This is a genomic window from Streptomyces sp. NPDC032822, assembly GCF_055578825.1.
Genome location: NZ_JBVIOL010000001.1, coordinates 1105962 through 1128331 on the forward strand (window position 1 = coordinate 1105962; position 22370 = coordinate 1128331).

At 71.7% G+C, this 22370-nt stretch carries 21 protein-coding genes; 8 read left to right on the forward strand and 13 right to left on the reverse strand.

All coding sequences use genetic code 11. The features are described 5' to 3' along the window. Position 1: 1 nt before the first annotated feature. The 5 genes from efeB to ACZ5VD_RS05135 form a co-directional block, all read right to left on the reverse strand. Positions 2–1273: an iron uptake transporter deferrochelatase/peroxidase subunit gene (gene efeB / locus ACZ5VD_RS05115; protein ID WP_468680817.1), complete on the reverse strand. Its 1272-nt coding sequence runs from the start codon at positions 1271–1273 to the stop codon at positions 2–4. Then, positions 1270–2418, reverse strand: coding sequence for an iron uptake system protein EfeO (gene efeO / locus ACZ5VD_RS05120; protein ID WP_468680820.1), 1149 nt, complete (start codon positions 2416–2418; stop codon positions 1270–1272). Before efeO ends, efeB begins: the two co-directional genes overlap by 4 nt. Before the next feature lie 149 nt (positions 2419–2567). Then, positions 2568–3416 (reverse strand): heme ABC transporter ATP-binding protein, encoded by an 849-nt coding sequence (locus ACZ5VD_RS05125; protein ID WP_468680825.1) that lies wholly within the window; start codon positions 3414–3416, stop codon positions 2568–2570. Then, positions 3413–4498, reverse strand: a complete 1086-nt coding sequence (locus tag ACZ5VD_RS05130; protein ID WP_468680827.1) for a FecCD family ABC transporter permease — start codon at positions 4496–4498, stop codon at positions 3413–3415. The genes ACZ5VD_RS05125 and ACZ5VD_RS05130 overlap by 4 nt, the downstream gene beginning before the upstream one ends. After that, positions 4495–4806, reverse strand: coding sequence for a hypothetical protein (locus ACZ5VD_RS05135; protein WP_468680828.1), 312 nt, complete (start codon positions 4804–4806; stop codon positions 4495–4497). The genes ACZ5VD_RS05130 and ACZ5VD_RS05135 overlap by 4 nt, the downstream gene beginning before the upstream one ends. A 287-nt stretch (positions 4807–5093) precedes the next feature. On the opposite strand from ACZ5VD_RS05135, the gene ACZ5VD_RS05140 reads away from it, so the two are divergent. After that, entirely contained in the window at positions 5094–5738 is a 645-nt protein-coding gene (locus ACZ5VD_RS05140; protein WP_468549247.1) for a PhzF family phenazine biosynthesis protein, read from the forward strand. Positions 5739–5787: 49 nt separating this feature from the next. On the opposite strand, the gene ACZ5VD_RS05145 is transcribed toward ACZ5VD_RS05140, so the two are convergent. Both ACZ5VD_RS05145 and map read right to left on the reverse strand, forming a co-directional pair. Then, entirely contained in the window at positions 5788–6435 is a 648-nt protein-coding gene (locus ACZ5VD_RS05145; protein WP_468680831.1) for a biliverdin-producing heme oxygenase, read from the reverse strand. A gap of 174 nt (positions 6436–6609) precedes the next feature. After that, positions 6610–7467: a type I methionyl aminopeptidase gene (map, locus tag ACZ5VD_RS05150; protein ID WP_468549249.1), complete on the reverse strand. Its 858-nt coding sequence runs from the start codon at positions 7465–7467 to the stop codon at positions 6610–6612. Positions 7468–7525: 58 nt separating this feature from the next. Between map and ACZ5VD_RS05155 the strand changes: the two genes are divergently transcribed. Further along, the gene (locus ACZ5VD_RS05155; RefSeq protein WP_468549250.1) at positions 7526–7756 is read left to right on the forward strand and encodes a hypothetical protein; all 231 of its coding nucleotides are present in this window, start codon (positions 7526–7528) and stop codon (positions 7754–7756) included. Between the two features lie 9 nt (positions 7757–7765). Here ACZ5VD_RS05155 and ACZ5VD_RS05160 read toward each other — a convergent pair whose 3' ends face one another. Then, positions 7766–9115, reverse strand: a complete 1350-nt coding sequence (locus tag ACZ5VD_RS05160) for an MFS transporter (protein ID WP_468549251.1) — start codon at positions 9113–9115, stop codon at positions 7766–7768. Positions 9116–9171: 56 nt separating this feature from the next. Beyond that, positions 9172–9792 (reverse strand): hypothetical protein, encoded by a 621-nt coding sequence (locus tag ACZ5VD_RS05165; protein WP_468549252.1) that lies wholly within the window; start codon positions 9790–9792, stop codon positions 9172–9174. A 201-nt stretch (positions 9793–9993) separates the two neighbouring features. Between ACZ5VD_RS05165 and npdG the strand changes: the two genes are divergently transcribed. Both npdG and ACZ5VD_RS05175 read left to right on the forward strand, forming a co-directional pair. Then, complete coding sequence (npdG, locus tag ACZ5VD_RS05170) at positions 9994–10710, forward strand: NADPH-dependent F420 reductase (protein WP_468549253.1); 717 nt, start codon at positions 9994–9996, stop codon at positions 10708–10710. Between the two features lie 17 nt (positions 10711–10727). Continuing rightward, positions 10728–10973: a hypothetical protein gene (locus ACZ5VD_RS05175; RefSeq protein WP_468549254.1), complete on the forward strand. Its 246-nt coding sequence runs from the start codon at positions 10728–10730 to the stop codon at positions 10971–10973. 12 nt (positions 10974–10985) lie between these two features. Here the strand turns inward: ACZ5VD_RS05175 and ACZ5VD_RS05180 are convergent, their stop codons facing one another. Beyond that, positions 10986–11786, reverse strand: a complete 801-nt coding sequence (locus ACZ5VD_RS05180; protein ID WP_468549255.1) for a site-2 protease family protein — start codon at positions 11784–11786, stop codon at positions 10986–10988. A 208-nt stretch (positions 11787–11994) separates the two neighbouring features. On the opposite strand from ACZ5VD_RS05180, the gene ACZ5VD_RS05185 reads away from it, so the two are divergent. Continuing rightward, complete coding sequence (locus ACZ5VD_RS05185) at positions 11995–15528, forward strand: AfsR/SARP family transcriptional regulator (RefSeq protein WP_468680833.1); 3534 nt, start codon at positions 11995–11997, stop codon at positions 15526–15528. 15 nt (positions 15529–15543) lie between these two features. On the opposite strand, the gene ACZ5VD_RS05190 is transcribed toward ACZ5VD_RS05185, so the two are convergent. The 3 genes from ACZ5VD_RS05190 to panB form a co-directional block, all read right to left on the reverse strand. Then, positions 15544–16368, reverse strand: a complete 825-nt coding sequence (locus tag ACZ5VD_RS05190) for an ABC transporter permease (RefSeq protein WP_468549257.1) — start codon at positions 16366–16368, stop codon at positions 15544–15546. Continuing rightward, positions 16365–17393: an ATP-binding cassette domain-containing protein gene (locus ACZ5VD_RS05195; RefSeq protein ID WP_468549258.1), complete on the reverse strand. Its 1029-nt coding sequence runs from the start codon at positions 17391–17393 to the stop codon at positions 16365–16367. The genes ACZ5VD_RS05190 and ACZ5VD_RS05195 overlap by 4 nt, the downstream gene beginning before the upstream one ends. 174 nt (positions 17394–17567) lie before the next feature. Beyond that, positions 17568–18443, reverse strand: coding sequence for a 3-methyl-2-oxobutanoate hydroxymethyltransferase (gene panB / locus ACZ5VD_RS05200; RefSeq protein ID WP_468549259.1), 876 nt, complete (start codon positions 18441–18443; stop codon positions 17568–17570). Positions 18444–18648: 205 nt separating this feature from the next. Here panB and ACZ5VD_RS05205 point away from each other — a divergent pair, with 205 nt between their 5' ends. The 3 genes from ACZ5VD_RS05205 to ACZ5VD_RS05215 all read left to right on the forward strand — a co-directional run bounded on the left by ACZ5VD_RS05205 (position 18649) and on the right by ACZ5VD_RS05215 (position 22298). Continuing rightward, entirely contained in the window at positions 18649–20226 is a 1578-nt protein-coding gene (locus ACZ5VD_RS05205) for an MFS transporter (protein WP_468549260.1), read from the forward strand. A 171-nt stretch (positions 20227–20397) separates the two neighbouring features. Continuing rightward, a complete protein-coding gene (locus tag ACZ5VD_RS05210) occupies positions 20398–21063 on the forward strand; it encodes a TetR/AcrR family transcriptional regulator (protein WP_468549261.1) in 666 nt (221 codons plus the stop codon). 185 nt (positions 21064–21248) lie between these two features. Next, a complete protein-coding gene (locus ACZ5VD_RS05215; protein WP_468680835.1) occupies positions 21249–22298 on the forward strand; it encodes an endonuclease/exonuclease/phosphatase family protein in 1050 nt (349 codons plus the stop codon). The last annotated feature ends 72 nt before the right edge of the window (positions 22299–22370 follow it).

The window sequence follows — 22370 nt, forward strand, 5'->3', positions numbered from 1 at the left end:
TTCAGGCCTCCTCGGCGAGCAGGGTGCTGCCCCACCAGTCGTCCCGGTCGCGGACGCCGGGCGGGACCGCGAACACCGCGGAACCCACGTGCTGGATGTACTCGTTGAGGGCGTCCGTGGCCAGGTTGCGCTGGATCCGCACGAAGCCCTCGCGGACGTCCCGCTGGTAGGCCAGGAAGAACAGGCCCGCCTCCAGCCGGCCGAGGCGGTCCGTGCCGTCGGTGAAGGAGTAGCCGCGGCGCAGGATCGTCGCCCCGTGGTTGGAGTCGGGGTGCGCGAGCCGTACGTGCGCGTCGGGCAGCATCGCCTTGAGGAACGGCTTGTCGCGCTCCTTGGCCTTGCCGACCGGGGCGCCCTCGCCCTTGTCCCGGCCGAAGATGTCCTCCTGCTCCTGGAGCGAGGTGCGGTCCCAGGTCTCGACGTGCATCCGGATGCGGCGGGCGACGAGGTACGAACCCCCGCTCATCCACGCCGTGTTCGTGCCGTTGTCCTTCGGGTCCACCCACACGTGCTTCTTCAGGCGGGCCGTCTCGGTGCCCGCGATGTTGCGGGTGCCGTCCTTGAAGCCCATCAGGTTGCGCGGGGTCTGCGCCTCGGGTGTCGTCGAGGAGGTCTTGCCGAAGCCGAGCTGCGACCAGCGGATGACGACCTTGCCGAAGCCGATGCGGGCGAGGTTGCGGACGGCGTGCACGGCGACCTGCGGGTCGTCCGCGCAGGCCTGGATGCACAGGTCGCCGCCGCTGCGGTTCCGGTCGAGGTTGTCGCCGGCGAACTTGGGCAGGTCGACCAGGGCCTCGGGGCGTCTGTCCGCGAGGTCGAACTTCTCGAACAGGGACGGGCCGAAGCCGATCGTCAGGGTCAGCCGGGACGGCCTGAGGCCCAGGGCCTCGCCGGTGTCGTCCGGCGGGGCCTCGGGGAGACCGCCGTAGGCGCCCTCGCCGACCGCGTGGCCGGCGGACATCCTCCGCGCGGCCTCGGTCCAGTCCTTCAGCATCTGGACGAGCGCCGCCCGGTCGTCGGTCGTGACGTCGAACGCGGCGAAGTGCAGGCGGTCCTGCACGGGCGTCGAGATGCCCGCCTGGTGGGTGCCGTGGAAGGCGATGGCGGCGCCGGTCCCGGCCGCGGTGGGGACCGCGTCGGCGGCGGAGTCGCCGGTGCGGGTGAGCGCGACCGCGCCGCCGGCCGTGGCGGCCCCGAGCGCGAGCCCGGCACCGCCCCAGCCGATCAGCGCGCGCCGCGAGGGAGCGGCGCCTTCCTCGGTGTGGTCCGTCATGACGACTTCGTGGCGACGGCGGCGGCGAGCTTGGACAGCGGCTCGGCGAGCGCGTTGACCCCGTCCGACAGCTCCTTGCGCTCGGCCTCGGCGACCTTGTCGTAGGAGGTGAAGTCGTAGGACGTCTTGTCGGTGCGGTACTTGTCGAGAAGTGTGTTCAGCGCGGTGAACTGCTTGTCCAGTTCGGTGACCAGGGCCGGGTCGTTCTTCTTGGCGACCGGCTTGAGCAGCTCGTAGGACTTCTCGGCGCCCTCCACGTTGGCCTTGAAGTCGACGAGGTCGGTGTGGGAGTAGCGGTCCTCCTCGCCGGTGATCTTGCCGGTGGCGACCTCGTCGAGGAGTTCCTTGGCGCCGTTGGCCATGGAGGTGGGGGTGATGTCGGCCTTGCCGACCCGCTTCTGCCAGTCCTTCAGGTCGGTGATCAGCTGGTCGGCGAGGGTCTTGTCCGTGGCGGTGATCTTCTTGTCCTGCCAGAGGGACTTCTCCAGGCGGTGCCAGCCGGTCCACTTCTGGCCGTCCTCCAGGCCGTCCGCGCGGGTGTCGACCTTCGGGTCGATGTCGCCGAAGGACTCGGCGACCGGCTCGGTGCGCTCCCAGCCGATGCGGGAGGGCGCGTAGGCCTTCTTCGCGGCCTCGACGTCACCGGCCTTGATCGCTTTGGCGAAGGTCTCGGCGAGCGGCACCGTCGCGTCGGCCTGCTCCTGCGCGTACGTGCGGTAGGCGGCGACGGCCTTGTCCAGGCGCGGGTCGCGCTGGGCGACCGTGCCGCCGGTGGCCTTGACGTCCTGGCGGATGCCGTCGCCCTTCATGCCGGGCTTGCAGGCGATCGTGTAGTCGCCCGCCTTCACCTCGGCGGTGACCGTCTGCTTGGTGCCGGGGCCGATGTTCTCGCGCTCGGTGACGATCCGGTCGTCCGGGAAGAGGACGTAGACCTCGGTGACCTTGGAGCCCTTGTTCTCGATCGCCAGCTCGACGTGACCGGCCGGGAACTCCTTCTTGGAGACCTCGCACGTGCTGTCGGTGGCGGTCACGTCGATCACACGGTCGTCGCCCGCGGAGCCGCCCTTCTCGGTGCACCCCGCGGTGGCGGTCAGAGCCGCCACCGCGGCGGTGGCGGTGAGGACGGACAGTCTGGCGGCGCGCATGCGGGCTCCTGGTGCTGGCTGATCGCTGGCTGAAAGTCACGTGACGGGCGTCACGTGGATCGGATGGGGCCGGGCTTACTTAGCTGAGGCTTACCTGAGTGATACCGGCAATGGCTCAAAACGGACACCAAGGGAGGGTCAAAGGAGATTCAAAGGTTCCGCCTCGGGACCACCATGACCTCGCCGGTCCGGGGGTGCGGCAGCACCTCGACCGGCTGGTCGTAGACCTCCGTGAGCAGGTCGTCGGAGAACACCTCGGCCGGCGGGCCCTCGGCGGCCACCCGGCCGGCGTGCAGGATCGCGACCCGGTGCGCGTACGCCGCCGCGAGCCCCAGGTCGTGCAGGACCACCACCACCGCGTCACCGGCCCGCGCCCGCTCCCGGCACACCCGCAGCACCAGCTCCTGGTGCTTGAGGTCCAGGGCCGCGGTCGGCTCGTCGAGCAGCAGCAGGGGCGCCCGCTGGGCCAGCACCCGGGCCAGCGCGACCCGGGCCCGCTCGCCGCCGCTGAGCGCGGAGAACGGCCGCGCGGCGAACGCGGTCACCTCGGTCGCGGCCATCGCCTCGGCCACGGCCGCGTCGTCGTCCTCCATACCGAGCGCGGCCCAGGGCGCGCGGCCCATCCGGACCACCTCCTCGACCCGGAACGGGAACGACAGCGCCGCCGACTGGGGCAGCACGGCCCGGCGCAGCGCGAGTTCGGGCGTGGACCACCGCGACGCCGGGCGGCCATGGACGCGGACCACCCCGGACGCGGCCGGCAGATCGGCGGCCAGGGCGCCGAGCAGGGTGGACTTGCCCGCCCCGTTCGGACCGACCAGCGCGAGCACCTCACCCGCCCGTACGACGACATCCACGCCCTGGAGCACCTCGCGGGCGCCCAATCGGACATGCAGCGCCTCGGCCGTGGCGAGGACGTCGCCGGGTGCCGCCGGGGCGGGAGGCGCGGGTCGGGAGCGCAGCAGTCCCCTGTCCAGCCGGTCGCGGATGAGCCTCATGCCCAACCCCCTTGCCTGCGCCGCGTCCTGCGCAGCAGCCAGAAGAAGAACGGACTGCCCAGCAGGGCGGTCAGGACACCGAGCGGCAGCTCGGCCGGAGCGGCGATCGTGCGGGCCGCGAGGTCGGCCGCGAGCAGCACCACCGCACCGCCGAGCGCGCTGCCCGGCACCAGGAAGCGGTGCCCAGGACCGGCCACCATCCGCAGCAGATGCGGGACGACCAGCCCGATGAAGCCGATGACACCCGAGACGCTCACCGCGGCGGCCGTCAGCAGGGCGACGACGAACATCAGCAGGATCCGCAGCCGCTCCACGTCCACGCCCAGATGCCGGGCGGGCCGGTCGCCGAGCGCGAGCAGGTCCAGCCGGCGCGCGTACAGGGGCGCGACCAGCAGGCCCATCGCCGCGCACGGCAGGACCGCCATCACCTTGGGCCAGGTGGACTGGGCGAGCGAGCCGAGCTGCCAGAAGGTGATCTGGTTCACCGCGGCGGTGTCGGCGAGGAAGATGAACAGGCCGATGAGCGCGCCCGCGAACGCGTTCACCGCGATGCCCGTCAGGATCAGCGTCACGACCTCCGTACGGCCGCCCGAGCGGGACATCGCGTACACCAGCAGCACGGTGCCGAGCCCGGCGACGAACGCCATCGAGGGCAGCGTCCAGGTGCCGAGGAAGTTCAGGCCGAGCGAGATCGAGGCGACCGCGCCGACCGCCGCGCCCAACGAGACGCCGATGGTGCTCGGTTCGGCGAGCGGGTTGCCGAACACGCCCTGCATCAACGCGCCCGCGCAGCCCAGCGAGGCGCCGATGAGCAGCGCGAGGACGATCCGCGGGAAGCGCACGTTCCACAGCACCGACTCGGCGACCCGGTCCAACTCCCCACCGCCGAGCCCCACTTTGTGCTGCACCGAGGCGAGCACGTCCCCGACCGGCACCGGATAGGCGCCGATCCCGGCGGCGACCGGCACCAGGGCGAGGAGGGCGACGGCCATCCCGGCGGTGAGCAGCCAGGACGCCGAACGCCGGCTGCGCGGCGGGGCCTTGGCGGGCGCCTTCTCCACCGCCTGGTCCAGTACGGTCATGCGCCACCGCCTCTGGAGAGCCGCTCCGCGACCGACTTCAGTACCTGGTCGGTGCGCGGCCCGGAGGGGAGCGGGACCCCGTCCTCGACGGACACCGCCCGGCGGTCCGTCCCGGCCGCGGTCCGGGCGATCCCCGGGGTCTTGGGTGCCGGGGGGTCCGCGAGGGGTTCGACCCGGTCGGCGGTCGTCCTCGCGGCGGTGGCCCTCTGTGTCGCCGGGGCGGCCGGGGCGCCCCCGCAGGCCGTCGCCGTCGTCAGGGCGGGCGCCGCCGACAGCGCACCCGCCAGTCGTGTGCGCAAGCGTCGCACCGGTGGCCGTTCCTCTCCGCGCCCGCCCGCTGACGTGCGCTTTCTCCTGTGTGGTCGTGGTGTCCGTTGCGAGGCCCACCCGTGAAGGGCCAGCTTGGCTTAGGTTAGCCTTACCTCGTCTGGCTGGGCATCATCGGATGCCGACGGGTGCGGGCGTGGTGTTCGCGCCCTGCGGCGCCGCAGGGCCGAGGAGAACTCCGGCCAGGGGGTGGGCCGTTGCCAGGTCGCGTCGGTCCGGGGACCGGCCCGCCCCCGCGCACTGAACCAGGTGATGTTTCAATGCCCGCGTGACTGACTACGACGTACTCCGTGTCTTCTGCGGAGCGAACGGCGGATACGGCAACGAACTCGGTGTCGTCCGCGAAGGATCCCTACTGCCGGACCCGGACGAGCGGCAGATGTTCGCCGCGAAACTCGGCTTCAGCGAGACCGTGTTCGTGGACGACCCCGAGCGCGGTGTCATCGACATCTACACGCCGACCCTGCGGCTGCCCTTCGCCGGCCACCCCTGCGTCGGCACGGCCTGGCTGCTCGACGTGCCCGAACTGGTCACACCGGCCGGGGTGGTGGGGGCCAGGCTGGACGGCGAGTTCAGCTGGATCGAGGCGCTCGCCGAGTGGGTCCCGCCGCGCACGCTGCGCCAGTACGCCACGGCCGCCGAGGTCGACGACCTGACCGTGCCCCCGAAGGGGGAGTGGATCTACGCCTGGGCCTGGGAGGACGAGGCGGCCGGCCGCGTCCGGGCCCGCGCGTTCCCGGGGCGTGACGACGGCATCGACGAGGACGAGGCGACCGGCGCGGCGGCCCTGCTGCTGACCGACCGGCTGGGCCGCGCCCTGAACGTCACCCAGGGCGCGGGCTCCCAGATCCTCACCGCCCCGCAGCCGGGGGGCTGGGTGGAGGTGGGAGGCCGGGTGCTCCTGGAGCGCTGACGGTCAGACGCTCGGCAGCCCGACGGTCAGACGCTCAGCGGCCTGACAGTCAGGCGCTCAGCGGAAACTCGTCGCCCAGGGCCCGGAAGACCCCCGTGTTCAGCGCGAACGCCTTCTTGCACTCGGCGACGATCCGCTGCTTCTCCAGCTCGTCCGCGCTGACCGCGTCCAGCAGCTCGCGGTAACCCCGCTTGAACGCGGCCGGGTTGGTGATCTCCTCGAAGACGTAGAAGCGGACTCCGTCGCCCTTCTTCGTGAAGCCCCAGGTCTTCTCGGCCTTGTCGCGGATGATCTGGCCGCCGGACAGGTCGCCGAGGTAGCGCGTGTAGTGGTGGGCGATGTACCCGGCCGGCCACTGCTCGGCGCACTCCCGCACCCGCTCCGCGTACGCCCGCGTCGCCGGCAGCGCGGACACGCCCGCCCGCCAGTCCGGGCCGCGCAGATGCGCCAGGTCCCGCTCCAGCGCGGACAGCCTGAGCAGCTCGGGCTGGATGAAGGGCCCGGCCACCGGGTCCGACGCCAGCTCCCCGGCCGCGGCCTCCAGCGCCTCGTACACGAACCACAGCTGCTCGGTGTAGCGCGCGTACGCGTCGACGCCGAGCCTTCCGCCGAGCAGGTCGCTCATGAACGTCGAGGTCTCCGCCTCCACGTGCTGCTCGTGGGAGGCGGTGCGGATGACTGTCGAGAAGGAGTCCATGGCCCAGATTTTCTATGGTTAGGCTTACCTAAGTCAATGCTTTGTCGACCCTCTGTCGGTAACCTTTCCGACGGAGCGTCGGTAAAAACCTGTCCGGACGACAAAAAGCCCGCCCTCCGAAGAGAGCGGGCCTTGGAACGGGTGTGTTTCCGGGCTTCCGGGCGGCGGCGGAGGCTACGGCACGGTCAGGATCTCCGCCCCGGTCTCCGTCACCACCAGCGTCTCCTCGAACTGGGCGGTGCGCCTGCGGTCCTTCGTCACGACCGTCCAGCCGTCGTCCCACATGTCGTAGTCGTGGGTGCCGAGCGTCAGCATCGGCTCGATCGTGAACGTCATCCCCGGCTGGATCACCGTCGTGGCGTGCGGGCTGTCGTAGTGCGGGACGATCAGCCCGGAGTGGAACGAGGTGTTGATCCCGTGCCCGGTGAAGTCGCGGACCACGCCGTACCCGAACCGCTTCGCGTACGACTCGATGACCCGCCCGATGATGTTGATCTGACGGCCCGGCCGGACCGCCTTGATCGCGCGGTCGAGGGACTCCCGGGTCCGCTCCACCAGCAGCCGGCTCTCCTCGTCGACGTCCCCGACCAGATAGGTCGCGTTGTTGTCGCCGTGCACCCCGCCGATGTACGCCGTCACGTCCAGGTTGACGATGTCGCCGTCGTTCAGGACCGTCGAGTCCGGGATGCCGTGGCAGATCACCTCGTTCACGGACGTGCACAGAGACTTCGGGAAACCGCGGTAGCCCAGCGTCGAGGGGTAGGCGCCGTGGTCGCACATGTAGTCGTGCGCCACCTTGTCCAGCTCGTCGGTGGTGACCCCCGGCGCGATCAGCTTCGCGGCCTCCGCCATCGCCCGCGCCGCGATCCGGCCGGCGACACGCATCGCCTCGACGGTCTCGGGGGTCTGCACCTCCGGCCCGGTGTACGGCGTCGGCGCGGGCTTGCCGACGTACTCGGGACGCCGGATGTTTCCGGGCACGGAACGGACGGGGGACAGCTCCCCTGGGACAAGCAGCGACTGGCCAGACATGCCAGCGAGTCTAACCAGCGGTCATGGGGGAACATGTCGGTGGCGAGAGGAGCTGGTCATGGCCCTGTTCAAGAAGCGGACGGTCGGCAAGCCGGGCGAGTGGTACTACTGCCTGCAGCACAAGAAGGTCGAGGAGGGGCCGGACTGCCCCGCCAAGGACCGGTTCGGCCCGTACACCACCCGCAAGGAGGCCGAGCAGGCGATGGCGACGGCCCGCGAGCGCAACCTCGAATGGGAGAACGACCCCAAGTGGCACGACGCCCCGGCGAGTGGCCGGGACGACGACTGAGCGGTCCGACTAGGACAGGTCCTTGACGGACCCGGCAGGTGGTGCGGCTGCCGTGCGCTGTTCACGCAGCCGCGCCGCGTGCTCGTTCGTCCGTACGTCGTACGTCATCAGCTTCGGCAGGCACAGCGCCAGCAGCCCCACCGCGCCCACACACAGCAGCCCGCCCGACCAGACCGACGTCCGCACCCCCAGCCAGGCCGCGAGACCACCGCTGCGCACCTGGCCGACCGTCGGCCCCACCGAGTACGACAGCAGCTCGATGCCGGCGAGCCGGCCGCGCAGCTCGTCCGGGATCGTCTGGTTCCACATGGCCGCCCGGAAGATGCCGCTGACCATGTCGGCACCGCCCGCCAGGGCCAGGAACAGCAGCACCAGCCACACGTTGCCGGCCAGCCCCGCCGCGGCGATGGCCAAACCCCACAGCCCGGCCGCCAGCACCACCATCCGCCCGTGCCGCCGGATCCGCGAGGTCCAGCCACTGGTCAGGCTCACCAGCAGCGATCCGGCGGGGACGGACGCGTACATCAGGCCGAGCGACCACTCGGCGTTCAGCTCGTCCGCGAGGAACGGCAGCACCGCCAGCGGCATCGCCAGGAACATCGCGGCCAGGTCGACGGCATAGGTGCCCAGCAGTTCCTTGCGGCTCCACGCGTAGCGCGCGCCCTCGGCGATGGCCCGCAGGGACGGCTTCACCGCCTCGTGGGCGGCCGGCGAGGCGGCGATCCGCACGGTCAGGGCCACCGAGACGACGAACGTGACGAGATCCGCCGCGTACGCCCAGCCCAGCCCCGCGTAGGCGACCACCACACCCGCGAGCGCCGGTCCCGCGACCCCGCCGACCGTCCAGCGCAGGGAGTTCAGCGAGGCCGCCGCCGGCAGGTGGTCGTGGGCCACGATCCGCGGCCACAGCGAGTCCAGCGCGGGCCGCTGCACCGAGACGAGTGCCGAGGACAGCGCGGCGACCACGTACAGCGGCCAGATCGCGGGCGTCGGCAGCAGCGCGTTCAGCAGCAGGAAGGCGGAGAGCAGCCCCTGTCCCGCCTCCGTCCACAGGATCAGCTTCCGCTTGTCCCACGCGTCGGCCAGCGCACCGCCGTACAGCCCGAACACCACCAGCGGCACCAGCTCCACGGCGCCGATCGCCCCCACCGCCGCGGCCGACCCGGTCAGCTCCTTCAGCTGCACCGGCAGGGCGACGAACGTCAGGAACGTCCCGAAGTTGGAGATCAGCCCCGACACCCAGAGCCGCCGGAAATCACGGGAGGCCCGCCACGGGGAGAGGTCGGGGAGCAGGGCACGGAAGCCGGACGGAGGGCCGGAGAGCGGTGCGGAAAGGGGTTCGGGGGCGTCGTCGGTCACGAAGGGTCATGGTCGGGGGCGGTGTGGTGGCGGGCAACTGCTTTTCGGCGCCGGCGTCACCAGCGGGGCGGGGGCGGTGCCGTCAGTTCGTCCGCCAGCCTGGAGAGGCGGTCACGGAAGCGCCGGGGCCCCCGGGGCGTCGGCAGCGCGTTCTCCCCGGCCGCCGCGCTGACCAGGTGCTGCACACTGTCCAGATCCAGCTCCGCGCCCTCCGGCACGGCGAGCGACTCGTGGGCCATCGCGGCCAGTTCGCCCCCGCCGGCGCCCAGCGCCAGCACCGTCGCCCCGGCCCGCCGGGCGTCGTGCACCCGTTCCAGCAGCAGGGCGGCCTCCGAGGGCGGGGCCGCCGGATCCTCCGGCGCCACCACGAGCAGCGTCTCGCCGCGCCGCGCGGCGGCCAACCGCCCCGGCCCGACCGACAGATGCGCGGGGTCCGACGCGCGCACGTCGTGCCGTACGAGGGTCGGGGCCAGCTCCGGCGTCCCCGACCAGGCCGCCTCGTCCACCAGATGGGCCGCGAGATGCCACGGCTCGTACTCCGCCGTGCCGACGAGCAGCAACCCCCCGCCGTGCGCCACCACACACCCCCGCAGCGCCCCCGCGAAGCGGCGGGTGGCCCCCAGCCACTCGGTCCCGGCGAGCACTTCGCGCAGCAACGCGACCCGTACGGCGTCCATGCGACCGCATCCTGCCCCAACCGGCCTGACACAGCCCCGGGTTCGCCCCGGATTCCCCCAACCTGGTCACGGGGCGGGCCGCTTACCGGCACAGGTGTTCCCCCGCCGGCCGCGACCGGCCTCCCGGCGGCCGGGGGCACGGCCCCGTGACGCGGCCCACCCGGGCCTTCGCCGAGGGTGGGGCGGACGTAAAGTCGGCCCATGACCTCTACCGACAGTGCTGCACAGACCCCCGCGAAGGCCCCCGCCAAGGACCCGTGGGACCTCCCCGACGTCTCCGGCCTGGTCGTCGGCGTGCTCGGCGGGACCGGACCGCAGGGCAAGGGCCTCGCCTACCGGCTCGCCAAGGCCGGCCAGAAGGTGATCATCGGCTCGCGCGCCGCCGACCGCGCCGAGGCCGCCGCCGCCGAACTCGGCAACGGCGTCGAGGGCGCCGACAACGCCGAGACCGCCCGCCGCAGCGACGTCGTGATCGTCGCCGTGCCGTGGGACGGCCACGGCAAGACCCTGGAGTCCCTGCGCGAGGAACTGGCGGGCAAGCTCGTCGTGGACTGCGTCAACCCGCTCGGCTTCGACAAGAAGGGCGCCTACGCGCTCAAGCCCGAGGAAGGCAGCGCCGCCGAGCAGGCCGCCGCCCTGCTGCCGGACTCACGGGTCGCGGCCGCCTTCCACCACCTCTCCGCCGTCCTGCTGGAGGACCCGGAGATCGACGAGATCGACACCGACGTGATGGTCCTCGGCGAGGAGCGCGCCGACGTGGAGATCGTCCAGGCGCTGGCCGGCCGCATCCCCGGCATGCGCGGCGTCTTCGCCGGACGGCTGCGCAACGCGCACCAGGTGGAGTCCCTGGTCGCCAACCTGATCTCGGTCAACCGCCGCTACAAGGCGCACGCGGGACTGCGGATCACCGACGTCTGAGCAGGCGGTGCGGGGCGATGGGGGACACTGGTCGGCAGCGATGCCGCAGTGCGGCAGTGTCCCCCCGACAGGAGAACCACCCCATGCCCCGCCTGGCCCTCTACGCCCTCGCCGTCTGCCTCCTGGCCGTGGCCGCCGCGGTCGTCTCCTTCGCCCAGGGCAACCTGCTGGGCATCGTGTGGGTACTGCTCGCGGGGCTGTCGTCCAACATGTGCTGGTACTACGTGCGGCGCGAGCGGCTCCGGAAGTCCCGCACCAGCTGAACACCGGACGATCTACTGGCTGACCTGGCAGAACTCGTTCGTGCCCTGCCAGAACCGGTACAGCTCCTGACCGCAGTACGAGTCGAAGTCGCTGATCCCGAGGCTCCCCAGGATCGAGTCGACCACGTGGAAGAACGCGCCGTTGACCGCGGGCAGCCACAGCAGCGCGAACACGAACAGCAGGCCGAACGGCGCGAACGGCTCCACCTGGCGCCGGAAGTTGTACGACAGCCAGGGCTCGATCACGCCGTAGCCGTCCAGGCCCGGGACCGGCAGGAAGTTCAGGATCGCGGCGGTGACCTGGAGCAGCGCGAGGAAGGCGAGCGCGAACCGGAAGTCGCGCGGTACGCCGTCCAGCGCGTCCAGCCAGAACGGGGCCGTGCACACGATCGCGAACAGCACGTTCGTCAGCGGACCGGCCGCCGAGATCAGACTGTGCCGCCAACGGCCCTGGATCCGGCCGCGCTCGATGAACACGGCACCACCGGGAAGACCGATACCGCCCATGATCACGAAGATCACCGGGAGCACGATGCTCAGCAGGGCGTGCGTGTACTTCAGCGGGTTCAGGGTGAGATAGCCCTTCGCGCCGACCGAGATGTCGCCGCTGTGCAGAGCGGTGCGCGCGTGCGCGTACTCGTGCAGACACAGGGAGACGATCCACGCGGCCGTCACGAACAGGAACACCGAGAAGCCGGGCTGCTCGGCGAACCCGGTCCACGTGGCCCAGCCGGTCACCGCCGTCACGGCGAGGATCCCGACGAAGACGGGACTGATCCGCCGGTCGCTGTGGCGGGTGGTGGCGGTGGTCATGGGGCTCCCTGGCCTCTCGTGCACGCGGTGGGACTGCCCGACCGTACCGGGCGCACGGGGAAAACGTCTCGCGGTCCCCCAGGGGTTCCGGGGAAGGTGGGCGACATAGGAGTCACGGCAGCCGGAGACACCGGGCACCGGCCCGGGCCGGTCCAAGACGCACCACACCGCCGGAACCCCGTGACCGGCCCCTACAGCACCGGAGACAATGGACCTCGTGCGCTACCGCATCCTCGGCACCACCCAGGCACTCCGCCCCGACGGCACGGCCGTCCCCGTAGGCGGGGCGCGGCTGCGTGCGCTGCTGACCGTGCTGGCGCTGCGGGCCGGCCGGGTCGTGCCCGGAAGGCTCCTGGTCGACGAGGTCTGGGGTGCCGGTGACCCGCCCGCCGACGCGACGGGCGCCCTGCAGGCGCTGGTCGGACGGCTGCGCCGGGCCCTCGGCGCGGACGCGGTCGCCTCGGTGGACGGCGGCTACCGGCTCACCGCCGCACCCGACGACATCGACCTGCACCGCTTCGAGCGGCTGACCGGCGAGGGCCTGCGCGCGCTGGCCGACGGGAACGCCGGCAAGGCGGCCGTCGTCCTCGACGACGCCCTCGCCCTGTGGCACGGCCCCGCCCTCGCCGACCTGCCCGACCGTGCCGCCGAGGCGGCCCGTCTGCAGACCCGGCGCCTGGACGTCCTACGGGCCCGCCACACCGCCGCCCTCGCCCTCGGCCGGGCCGAGGAGTCGCTGCCCGAACTGACCGCGCTGTGCGACACCCACCCGCTCGACGAACCCCTCCAGGCGCTGCGCCTGCGTGCCCTGCGCGACGCGGGCCGCACGGCGGAGGCACTGGAGGCCTACGACGCCGTACGCCACCTGCTGGCGGACCGGCTCGGCCTGGACCCGGGGCCGGAACTCAGGGCGCTGCACGGCGAGTTGCTCCGGCGAGGCGACGGCGACGGCGACGCTGATGGCCACGGCGACGGGAGGGGAAGCGGGAGCGGGGGAGGGGCTGGAGGGAGAAGCCGGGGCGGGGACGGAACCGAGTCCGGGGGCGCGGTCCGGCAGGGCCCCGGCACGGTCCGGGGTGCGTTCCCGGCCGGTGGCCGGCCCGGTGCTGCCCCGAACGGGCGTGACCCCGGCCCCGGTACGGCCTCGCACGGGGGCGCCCCGGGCTCCGGCAGACAGCCGACCGGCCCCTCCGGCCCCGCGTCGGCCGCCTCCGGCGGGCCCCGCGCGACCCCCGGATCCCCGCCCCGCGGCAACCTCCGTGCCCGGCTCACCTCCTTCGTCGGCCGGGAAGCCGACATCGAGGCGATTAGGAGGGACCTCGACACGGCTCGGCTGGTCACGTTGCTCGGGCCCGGCGGGGCCGGGAAGACCCGGTTGTCGCAGGAGGCAGCGGAGGGCGTGCGGGAGGCCGCGCCGGACGGGGTGTGGCTGGCCGAACTGGCGCCCGTGGACGCCCCGGACGCCGTACCGGAGGCCGTGCTGACCGCCGTGGGCGCGCGCGAGACCGTGCTCTACGGTGCCGGCGCCGAGGCGCTGCGGGCCGGCGGTGAGCGGCACGACGAACCGGTCGAGCGGCTCGCCGAACACTGCGGCAGACGCCGGATGGTGCTGATCCTGGACAACTGCGAGCACGTCGTGGAGGCCGCCGCCCGCCTGGTGGAGGAGCTGCTGGAACGCTGCCCCGGACTGACGGTGCTGGCCACCAGCCGTGAACCGCTGGGCGTACCGGGGGAGTTGCTGCGGCCCGTGGAGCCGTTGCCGGAGCCGGTCGCACTCCGGCTGTTCGCCGAGCGCGGGGCCGCGGCCCTCTCCGGCTTCCGGATCGAGGACGACCCCGAGTCCTGCGCCGAGATCTGCCGCCGCCTCGACGGACTGCCCCTCGCCATCGAGCTCGCCGCCGCCCGGCTGCGCATGCTGACCCCACGTCAGATCGCCGAACGGCTCGATGACCGCTTCCGGTTGCTCACCTCCGGCAGCCGCACCGTGCTGCCCCGTCAGCAGACCCTCAGGGCGGTCGTCGACTGGTCGTGGGAACTGCTCGACGAGGACGAACGGGACGTGCTGCGGCGGCTGTCCGTCTTCACCGGCGGCTGCGACCTCGCCGCCGCCGAGGCCGTGTGCGGCCCCGCCGCCTTCGACACGCTCGGCTCGCTCGTCGACAAGTCCCTGGTGGTGGCCGCCCCTTCGGGCGACGGCGGCCTGATGCGCTACCGGCTCCTGGAGACCGTCGGCGAGTACGCGGGCGAACGGCTCGACGAGAAGGGCGACCGCCAGGAGGCCGAGCGCTCGCATCTGACGTACTACCGCGAACTCGCCCGCGCCACCGACCCGGAGTTGCGCGGTGCCGGCCAGCTCGCCGCGATCGAGCGGCTGGAACTGGAGGGCGAGAACATCCGCCTCGCCCTCCAGCACGCCGTCACGGCCGGCGAGGAGCAGGAGGTGCTGTGCCTGGTGCTGTCCATGGCCTGGTACTGGCAGATGCGCGATCTGCGTCTGGTCTCCCGCCACTGGTCGCATGCGGCCCAGGCCCTTGGCCCCGACCCGTTCACGGAGACCTCCCGCCCCGCCGTCGCGCTGTGGGAGCGCTGCACCCAGGTGCCGTTCCCGTGGACCGGCGAGGTGCTCGAAGAGGCCCGGCGCGGTGTCCACCTCATCCATCTCGCCAGCATGGACACGGAGTTGGAGGCCTGGCAGACCCCGGAGGCACAGCAGAAGCTGCGGGTCATCGCCCGGACCTACGAACCCGGCATGCCGCAGACCTGCCGCAATCCCGGCAACCTCTGGTTCTTCGCGATCATGCTCTCCGCCGACATGTCCCGGCTGCGCGAGGTCATCGACGCCACCGTCCGCACCTGCCGCGGCGTCCCGGACTACGAGTGGGACCTCGCCGCCGGTCTGCACCTGCGCGCCAACCTGCTCGCCAACCGCAGCGACTGGGCGGGCGACGCGGCCCGTGACGCCGACGAGTCGCTGGAGATCTACCGGCGCATCGGCGACCGGTGGGGCACCGCCGAGGCGCTCTCCGCCCGCGGTGAGGCCCATGAACGCCAGGGCGACTACGGGGCCGCCGCCGCCGACTACGAGGCGGCGATCGAGCAGGCGGAACGGCTCGGCGCCCGCGCCCAGATGGCCGTGCTCACCGCCCGGCTCGGCAGCGCGCTGATCGAGGGGGGCGAGACGGACCACGGCGAACACCTGCTGCGCGAGGTGATCGCCGGTCAGGAGGGGGCGGCCAACGAGGCGATGCCCGCCGCCCGGATCTACCTCGCGGGCCTGCTCGGCATCACCGGCCGCTCCGTCGAGGCGCGCGAGCAACTCAGGCTGCTGCGCGAGGAGTTCGGGATCTCCAACTTCTTCGTCTTCGACTCGTTCATCCTGGGGGCGGAGGCCTGGCTGGAAGCCGTGGACGAACAGTACGAGGAGGCCCTGGTCAAGGTCCGGCGGGCGATGGAGCGTGCCGGGGATCCGCTGTCCCTGGCCCTGGCCCCGCACATGCGCTCCTCGTATCTGGTCGTCGCCGCGGTCGCCCTCGCCGGCCGGGGCGGCGCCCGGGACGCCGCCCGGTGCATGGGTGCCGCCGAGAACCTGCTGCCGCCCGGTCACATCAGGTCGTCCCTGGAGCGCGAGACCTGGCGCCGGGCCGAGGAGGCGGTCCGTGCCGCTCTCGGCGACGAGGCCTACGCGGCGGCGTACGCGGAGGGCGGTGACCTCTCCTCCGCGGAGGCCACCGCCCTGATCTGACGAACTCCCCTCGTTTCAGGCCTTGGTGCGGAACTTGTGGATGGCGACCGGCGCCATGACCGCCGTGATCGCCGCCGACCAGGCCAGCGTCAGCCACACGTCGTGCGCGGCCGGACCGCCCACCATCAGACCGCGCGCGGCGTCCGCGAGCGCGGACAGCGGGTTGTAGTCGGTGAAGTTCTGCAGCCAGCCCGGCATCGACTGGGTCGGGGCGAAGATCGACGACCCGAACTGCAGCGGCATCAGCACCAGGAAGCCCATCGCCTGCACCGACTGCGCGTTCTTCATCACCACACCGAGGGTGAGGAACACCCACATCAGCGCCGAGCCGAACACCGCGGACAGCCCGATGGAGGCGATCAGACCGGGCCAGTTGGTGATGTCGAAGCCCACCAGGACACCGACGATCATCAGGACCACGGTGGCGAACAGCATCCGCAGCAGTTCCACCGAGATCTTGGCGAACAGCACGGAGCCGCGCCCGATCGGCAGGGACCGGAAGCGGTCCATGACACCGGTGTTGAAGTCCTGGTTGAAGCCGGTGCCGACGCCCTGGGCCATGTTCATGCCCATCATGGCCATCAGTCCGGGCACGACGTACTGCACGTACGCCTCCTGCCCGCCGCCGAGCGACTGCCCGATGGAGCCGCCGAAGACGTACACGAACAGCAGGGTGAAGATGACCGGGAACAGGATGGCGTCGAACATCGACTCCGGGTCCTGGCGGATCCACAGCAGGTTGCGCCGGATCAGCGCGCCGGTGTGGCGCAGGTGACTGCGCAGCGGGATCCGGGCGTCCGTGGTGAGGGCGGCGGGGGCGGTGGCGGTGGCGGCGCTCATACGGCGACCTCCTGGCGGTCGTCGGCGGGCGTGGTGTCCTGCGGGGCACTGGCGCGGTGGCCCGTGAGGGACAGGAACACCTCGTCCAGGCTGGGGAGTTCGGTGGTGATCGAGGAGAGGGTGACCCCGCGCGCGGTGACCGCGCCGACCACGGCGGTCAGCTGCTCGTCACTGAGGATCGGGACCAGGAGGGCACCGCGCTCGGTGTCCAGGGTGGTGGTCGCGAGCCCGGTGATGCCCAGGTCGTCGAGGTAGGAGGCGAGCGGGCGCAGCTGCAGCGGGTCGAGCGGGCGGATCCGCAGGGTACGGCCGCCGACCTTCGCCTTGAGCTCCTCGATGGCGCCGTTCGCGATGACCTTGCCGCGGTCGACGACCGTCAGCTCGGAGGCGAGCTGCTCGGCCTCCTCCATGTACTGGGTGGTGAGCAGGACGGTGACGCCGTCCTCGGCGACCATCCGCTTGACCTCGACCCACACCTCGTTGCGGGTGCGCGGGTCCAGGCCGGTCGTCGGCTCGTCGAGGTAGAGCACGGAGGGGTGACCGATCAGTGAGGCGGCCAGGTCGAGACGGCGCCGCATGCCGCCCGAGTACGTCGCCGCCGGGCGCTTGGCCGCGTCGGTGAGCGAGAACCGCTCCAGCAGTTCGTCGGCCCGGGCCCGGGAGTCCTTGCGGGACAGGTCGAGGAGCCGGCCGATCATGTAGAGGTTCTCCCAGCCGGGGAGCTTCTCGTCCACGGAGGCGTACTGGCCGGTCAGGCCGATCACCCGGCGCAGCTGGCGGGGCTGTCGTACGACGTCGTAGCCGGCGACGGTCGCCTGGCCGGCGTCGGGCTGTATCAGGGTGGACAGGATCCGTACGAGGGTGGTCTTCCCGGCGCCGTTCGGCCCGAGCACACCCATCACGGTGCCCTCCCGCACATCCAGGTCGACCCCGTCCAGTGCCTTGGTCTCGCCGTAGTGCTTGACCAGCCCCCGTACGGAGACGGCGTGGCTCGCGCCGCCGGGGTTGTTGTCGATTCGCGTCATGCCGATGACGTTGTCAGAGCCCACCGACAGATCACCGACATGTCACCGATAGGGGCCTACAGGGCACCGACAGCGGGCGTGGGCCGCGCTGGGCCCCGCCCCGGGGACGGGGGCAGCCCGCCGACGGGGGATGATCGGCGGGCTGCTGTGGTGCCGCAGTAGCTCAGGAGACCCTCAGTGAACGCTGTGCTCGTCCTGCGGGAACGTTCCGCCCACCACGTCCTCCGCGAACGCCTTCGCCGCGCCGCTCATGACCGCACGCAGGTCGGCGTACTGCTTCACGAACTTCGGTACCCGGCCGCCGGTCAGACCCAGCATGTCCGTCCAGACCAGGACCTGCGCGTCGGTCTCCGGACCCGCCCCGATCCCGACGGTCGGAATGTGCAGCACGCGCGTCACCTCGGCGGCCAGCTCGGCCGGCACCAGCTCCAGGACCACCGCGAACGCGCCCGCGTCCTGCACGGCCTTCGCGTCGCGCAGCAGCTGCTGGGCCGCCTCCTCGCCGCGCCCCTGGACGCGGTAGCCCATGGAGTTGACGGACTGCGGGGTGAGGCCGATGTGGGCCATGACCGGGATCCCGGACTCGACCAGCAGCTCGATCTGCCGGTGCGAGCGCTCGCCGCCCTCCAGCTTCACGGCCCCGACCCCGGCCTCCTTCACCAGCCGGGTCGCCGAGCGCAGCGCCTGCACCGGGCCCTCCTGGTAGGAGCCGAAGGGCAGGTCGCCGACGATCAGGGCGCGCGAGGTGCCCCGTACGACAGCGGCCGACAGCATGGTCATCTCGTCGAGGGTGACGGGCACGGTGCTCTCGTACCCGAGGTGACAGTTGCCCGCCGAGTCGCCGACGAGCATGACCGGGATGCCGGCCTCGTCGAAGACGGACGCGGTCATCGCGTCGTACGCGGTGAGCATGGGCCACTTCTCACCCCGCTCCTTGGCGGTGGCGAGGTCGCGAACAGTGATACGGCGTGTGCCCTTGCCCCCGTACAGCGCCCTGCTGCCGTCGGAGGATCCCGTCTTCGCGGTCTGGGCAGCCGAAAGCTGCGTCATTGCACCGGCTCCTTCGTCATCTCGAGGCGCCCTGACGGCGTCCCCGGATCACCTCCATGGTGGCACCTCGTCCCGGGGAGGGCCAGAGGTGCCACCTGTGATCGATCAGGCAGCCCGCCCGGGGGCCCGCCGCGGTACGTAAGACCTCGGTAAGGAAATTCCGATACGGCACGGTCTCGTATCGTAAGTCGCTAGCCTCGACGGCATGACCATTCCTGCCACGACCGTTCCTCCCGCGGTGCACCGGCGTCGCTGGGCCATCCTTGGCGTGCTGATGCTGAGCCTGCTGATCGTGGTGCTCGACAACTCGATCCTGAACGTCGCCATCAAGACGATCTCGACACCCTCCCCGACCGGCCTGGGTGCCACCCAGGGCGAGCTGGAGTGGGCGATCAACTCCTACACCCTGGTCTTCGCGGGCCTGCTGTTCAGCGCCGGTCTGCTCGGCGACCGGCTGGGCCGCAAGAAGGTCCTGCTCGGCGGGCTCGTCGTGTTCGGCATCGGCTCCGCCCTCGCCGCCTCCTCCGGCACGCCGGGTGAGCTGATCGGCTTCCGTGCGGTGATGGGCCTCGGCGCCGCGTTCGTGATGCCGGCCACCCTCGCCGTCCTGATGAACGTCTTCGAGCGTGAGGAGCAGCCCAAGGCGATCGGCATCTGGGCCGGTGGCGTCGGACTGGCCATCGCCATCGGGCCGATCACCGGCGGGGTCCTGCTCGACCACTTCTGGTGGGGCTCGGTCTTCCTCATCAACGTGCCGATCGTCGTCGTCGCCGTCGCGCTGATGCTCTGGCTGGTGCCCGACTCCCGCGACCCCAAGCCGGGCCGGATCGACCCGATCGGCGTCGTCCTGTCCGTCGTCGGCCTCGTCCTGCTGGTCTACGGCATCATCAAGGGCGGCGAGCTCGCCGACTTCACCGACCCGAAGGTCATGGCGACCATCGGCGCCGGTCTGCTGGTCCTCGTCGCCTTCGTCGTCTTCGAGAAGCGCAGCAGCCATCCGTCCATCGACGTCACGTACTTCAAGAACAAGGTCTTCTCGTCCGCCATCGCCGCCATCGCGCTGGTCTTCTTCGCGCTGATGGGCGTGACCTTCTTCTCGGTCTTCTACACCCAGAGCGTGCGCGGCTACTCGCCCCTGCAGACCGGTCTGCTGATGCTGCCGCTGGCCGCCGCCCAGATGATCTTCGCGCCGCGCGCCCGGCTGGTCGTCGACCGCTTCGGCTACAAGGTGACCACCACGGCAGGCATGCTGGTCATCGCCGCGATGCTGGCCGCCTTCGCCACGTTGGAGGCGGACACCCCGATCTGGCTGCTCGAAGTGATCTTCTTCCTCATGGGCACCGGCATGGCCCACATCATGACCCCGGTCAGCGTCGTCATCATGCAGGCCCTGCCCCGCGAGAAGGCCGGCTCCGCCTCCGCGCTCAGCAACACCTTCCGCCAGGTCGGCGGCGCGCTGGGCATCGCCGTACTGGGCTCGGTGCTCTCCACGGCCTACCGCGGCGGCGTCGAGGACAAGCTCGACGCGCTGCCCGCCGGCCTGCGGCACACCGCGGGGGAGTCCATCGAGGCGACCCTGGGCGTCGCCGCGAAGCTCGGCCCCAAGGGCGACCCGCTGGTCGACGTGGCCAACGACGCGTTCCTGCACGCCATGCACGTCACCGCGCTGTGGGGAACGGGCGTCGCGGTGGTCGGCGCGGTGATCGTGGCGCTGTTCCTGCCGGGGAGGGTGCAGACCCCTCAGCAGGGCGAGGAGGAGTCGGAGTTGGTGGCGGCGGAGTAGGGGGAGCGGGGGAGTGGGCGTGTGAGGGGGAGCGGGCGGAGCAGGGAGAATCTCCCCGGGACGACGACCTCCTCAGGACGGCGACCTCCCCGAGGCAATGACCTCGCCGGCACAACGCCCTCTCCAGGACGTCTACGGCCTCCTCAGGACAACGCACAGGAACGGAGCAGCGTGAGCCTTGCCGAGGACGGATCTCGCCCGGTCGGCCCCGCCAAGGGCCGTCCCCGCAGCGAGTCCGTGGAACGCGCCATCGTCGAGGGGGTGATGAAGCTCCTGGAGGACGGCGTACCGCTGGCCGAACTGTCCATCGAGCGCATCGCCCGGACCGCGGGCGTCGGCAAGGCCACCATCTACCGCCGCTGGAGCGGCAAGGAGGAACTCTTCGTCGACGTCGTGCGCACGGCCGAGCCGCCGGACCCGGAACTGCCCGGCACGTCGATGCGCGACGATCTCGTGACCCTCCTCGAACAACTGCGCCAGCGTGGGCTGATGACCCGCTCGTCCGCGCTCCTGCACAGCGTCTTCGCCCAGATGAAGAGCAGCCCCAAGGTGTGGACCGCGTACCACGCCAGTGTCATCGAGCCGCGCCGCCGGCGGCAGATCGAGATCCTGCGCCGCGGGCAGCGCGACGGCGAACTCCGCGAGGACGTCGACGTCGAGCTGATGAACGACATGTTCGTCGGCCCCATGCTGTTCCGGACCGTGATGCGCCCGGACGCCGACCTCCCGGCCGGCCTGTCGGAACAGATCGTCGACACGGTCCTCGAAGGGCTGCGACCTGCCGGACGACCTGCCGCATCCGTCAGTTCACCGCCCGTCAGTTCACCGTCCGGGTAGCCCCCGTGTGCGCGTTTCGTCACAGAGGGCGCTTTCCCCGTCGGCGCCCGGAACTCGTGGCCTCGGCTTGTGCGTCCTGGTGCCCGTACGGCCGTCATGGGACGGCGGGAAGAGGGCCGATCATCCCCTAGGGTCGTAGGACACGAGGGGCGAACGGTGTGCACGGCGGGCAGTGAGGCGACGGTATGGCGCAGCAGGCATACATGACGGAGACGGACAACGGAGGCTCGGGACCCGAGCGCCGGAGGGACCGATTCCGGCGCCTGTTGCACCGCGTCCTCGCCGGCTGGCACGGCGACCGGCGCATCTGGCGCCGCGGCCTCGTACTCGCCGCGCTCGCGGTACTGGTCGCCCTGGTCATGCTGGTGCACTCCCGGATCCCCAACGCTGTCGGCAACCTCGGCAGCCTCATCGAGACCTTCCTGCCCTGGCTGGGGCTGGCCGTGCCGGTGCTGGTGATCCTCGCACTCGTACGGAAGTCCGCGAGCGCCCTGATCGCGGTGCTGCTCCCCTCGATCGTGTGGCTGAACCTCTTCGGCGGGCTGCTCAGTGACAAGGCCGCCGGCGGCGGCGACCTCACCGTGGCCACGCACAACGTCAACGCCGACAACCCCGACCCCGCCGGCACCGCCCGCGACGTCGCCGCCTCCGGCGCGGACGTGGTCGCCCTGGAGGAGCTGACGACCGGGGCGGTCCCGACGTACGAGAAGGCGCTCGGGCCGACGTACAAGTACCACTCCGTGCAGGGCACCGTCGGGCTGTGGAGCAAGGACCCGATCAGCTCCGTCCGGCCCGTCGACATCAAGCTGGGCTGGACGCGCGCCATGCGCGCCACGGTGACCACGCCCGCCGGGCAGGTCGCGGTCTACGTCGCCCACCTGCCGTCGGTCCGGGTGAAGCTGGAGGCCGGGTTCACGGCCCGGCAGCGCGACAAGAGCGCCGACGCACTCGGTGAGGCCATCGCCGACGAGAAGCTGACCAGGGTCGTGCTGCTCGGCGACCTGAACGGCACCATGAACGACCGCTCGCTCAACGCCGTCACCGCGCAGATGCGCTCCACGCAGGGCGCGGTGGGCAGCGGCTTCGGGTTCAGCTGGCCGTCCTCGTTCCCGATGGCCCGGATCGACCAGATCATGGTCAAGGGCATCGAGCCGGAGAGCTCCTGGACCCTGCCGAAGACCGCGAGCGACCATCTTCCGGTGGCCGCACGTGTGAACGTCGACACGTCACCCTGACGTCACCTGCTGGAATAGCGGGCGAGGGAGTCTTTGTTCCGTAGTTGAACTTACGCTGGTACGGAACTCCGC

Bases quoted from the DNA above. Each gene is read 5' to 3' on its own strand.
- ACZ5VD_RS05165 (WP_468549252.1), bottom strand. From the start codon at position 9,792: ATGGACGCCGTACGGGTCGCGTTGCTGCGCGAAGTGCTCGCCGGGACC.
- efeO (WP_468680820.1), bottom strand. From the start codon at position 2,418: ATGCGCGCCGCCAGACTGTCCGTCCTCACCGCCACCGCCGCGGTGGCG.
- ACZ5VD_RS05125 (WP_468680825.1), bottom strand. From the start codon at position 3,416: ATGAGGCTCATCCGCGACCGGCTGGACAGGGGACTGCTGCGCTCCCGA.
- ACZ5VD_RS05180 (WP_468549255.1), bottom strand. From the start codon at position 11,786: ATGACCACCGCCACCACCCGCCACAGCGACCGGCGGATCAGTCCCGTC.
- efeB (WP_468680817.1), bottom strand. From the start codon at position 1,273: ATGACGGACCACACCGAGGAAGGCGCCGCTCCCTCGCGGCGCGCGCTG.
- ACZ5VD_RS05205 (WP_468549260.1), top strand. From the start codon at position 18,649: ATGACCATTCCTGCCACGACCGTTCCTCCCGCGGTGCACCGGCGTCGC.
- ACZ5VD_RS05155 (WP_468549250.1), top strand. From the start codon at position 7,526: ATGGCCCTGTTCAAGAAGCGGACGGTCGGCAAGCCGGGCGAGTGGTAC.
- ACZ5VD_RS05190 (WP_468549257.1), bottom strand. From the start codon at position 16,368: ATGAGCGCCGCCACCGCCACCGCCCCCGCCGCCCTCACCACGGACGCC.
- npdG (WP_468549253.1), top strand. From the start codon at position 9,994: ATGACCTCTACCGACAGTGCTGCACAGACCCCCGCGAAGGCCCCCGCC.
- panB (WP_468549259.1), bottom strand. From the start codon at position 18,443: ATGACGCAGCTTTCGGCTGCCCAGACCGCGAAGACGGGATCCTCCGAC.
- ACZ5VD_RS05130 (WP_468680827.1), bottom strand. From the start codon at position 4,498: ATGACCGTACTGGACCAGGCGGTGGAGAAGGCGCCCGCCAAGGCCCCG.
- ACZ5VD_RS05145 (WP_468680831.1), bottom strand. From the start codon at position 6,435: ATGGACTCCTTCTCGACAGTCATCCGCACCGCCTCCCACGAGCAGCAC.
- ACZ5VD_RS05215 (WP_468680835.1), top strand. From the start codon at position 21,249: ATGGCGCAGCAGGCATACATGACGGAGACGGACAACGGAGGCTCGGGA.
- ACZ5VD_RS05185 (WP_468680833.1), top strand. From the start codon at position 11,995: ATGGACCTCGTGCGCTACCGCATCCTCGGCACCACCCAGGCACTCCGC.
- ACZ5VD_RS05175 (WP_468549254.1), top strand. From the start codon at position 10,728: ATGGGGGACACTGGTCGGCAGCGATGCCGCAGTGCGGCAGTGTCCCCC.
- map (WP_468549249.1), bottom strand. From the start codon at position 7,467: ATGTCTGGCCAGTCGCTGCTTGTCCCAGGGGAGCTGTCCCCCGTCCGT.
- ACZ5VD_RS05195 (WP_468549258.1), bottom strand. From the start codon at position 17,393: ATGACGCGAATCGACAACAACCCCGGCGGCGCGAGCCACGCCGTCTCC.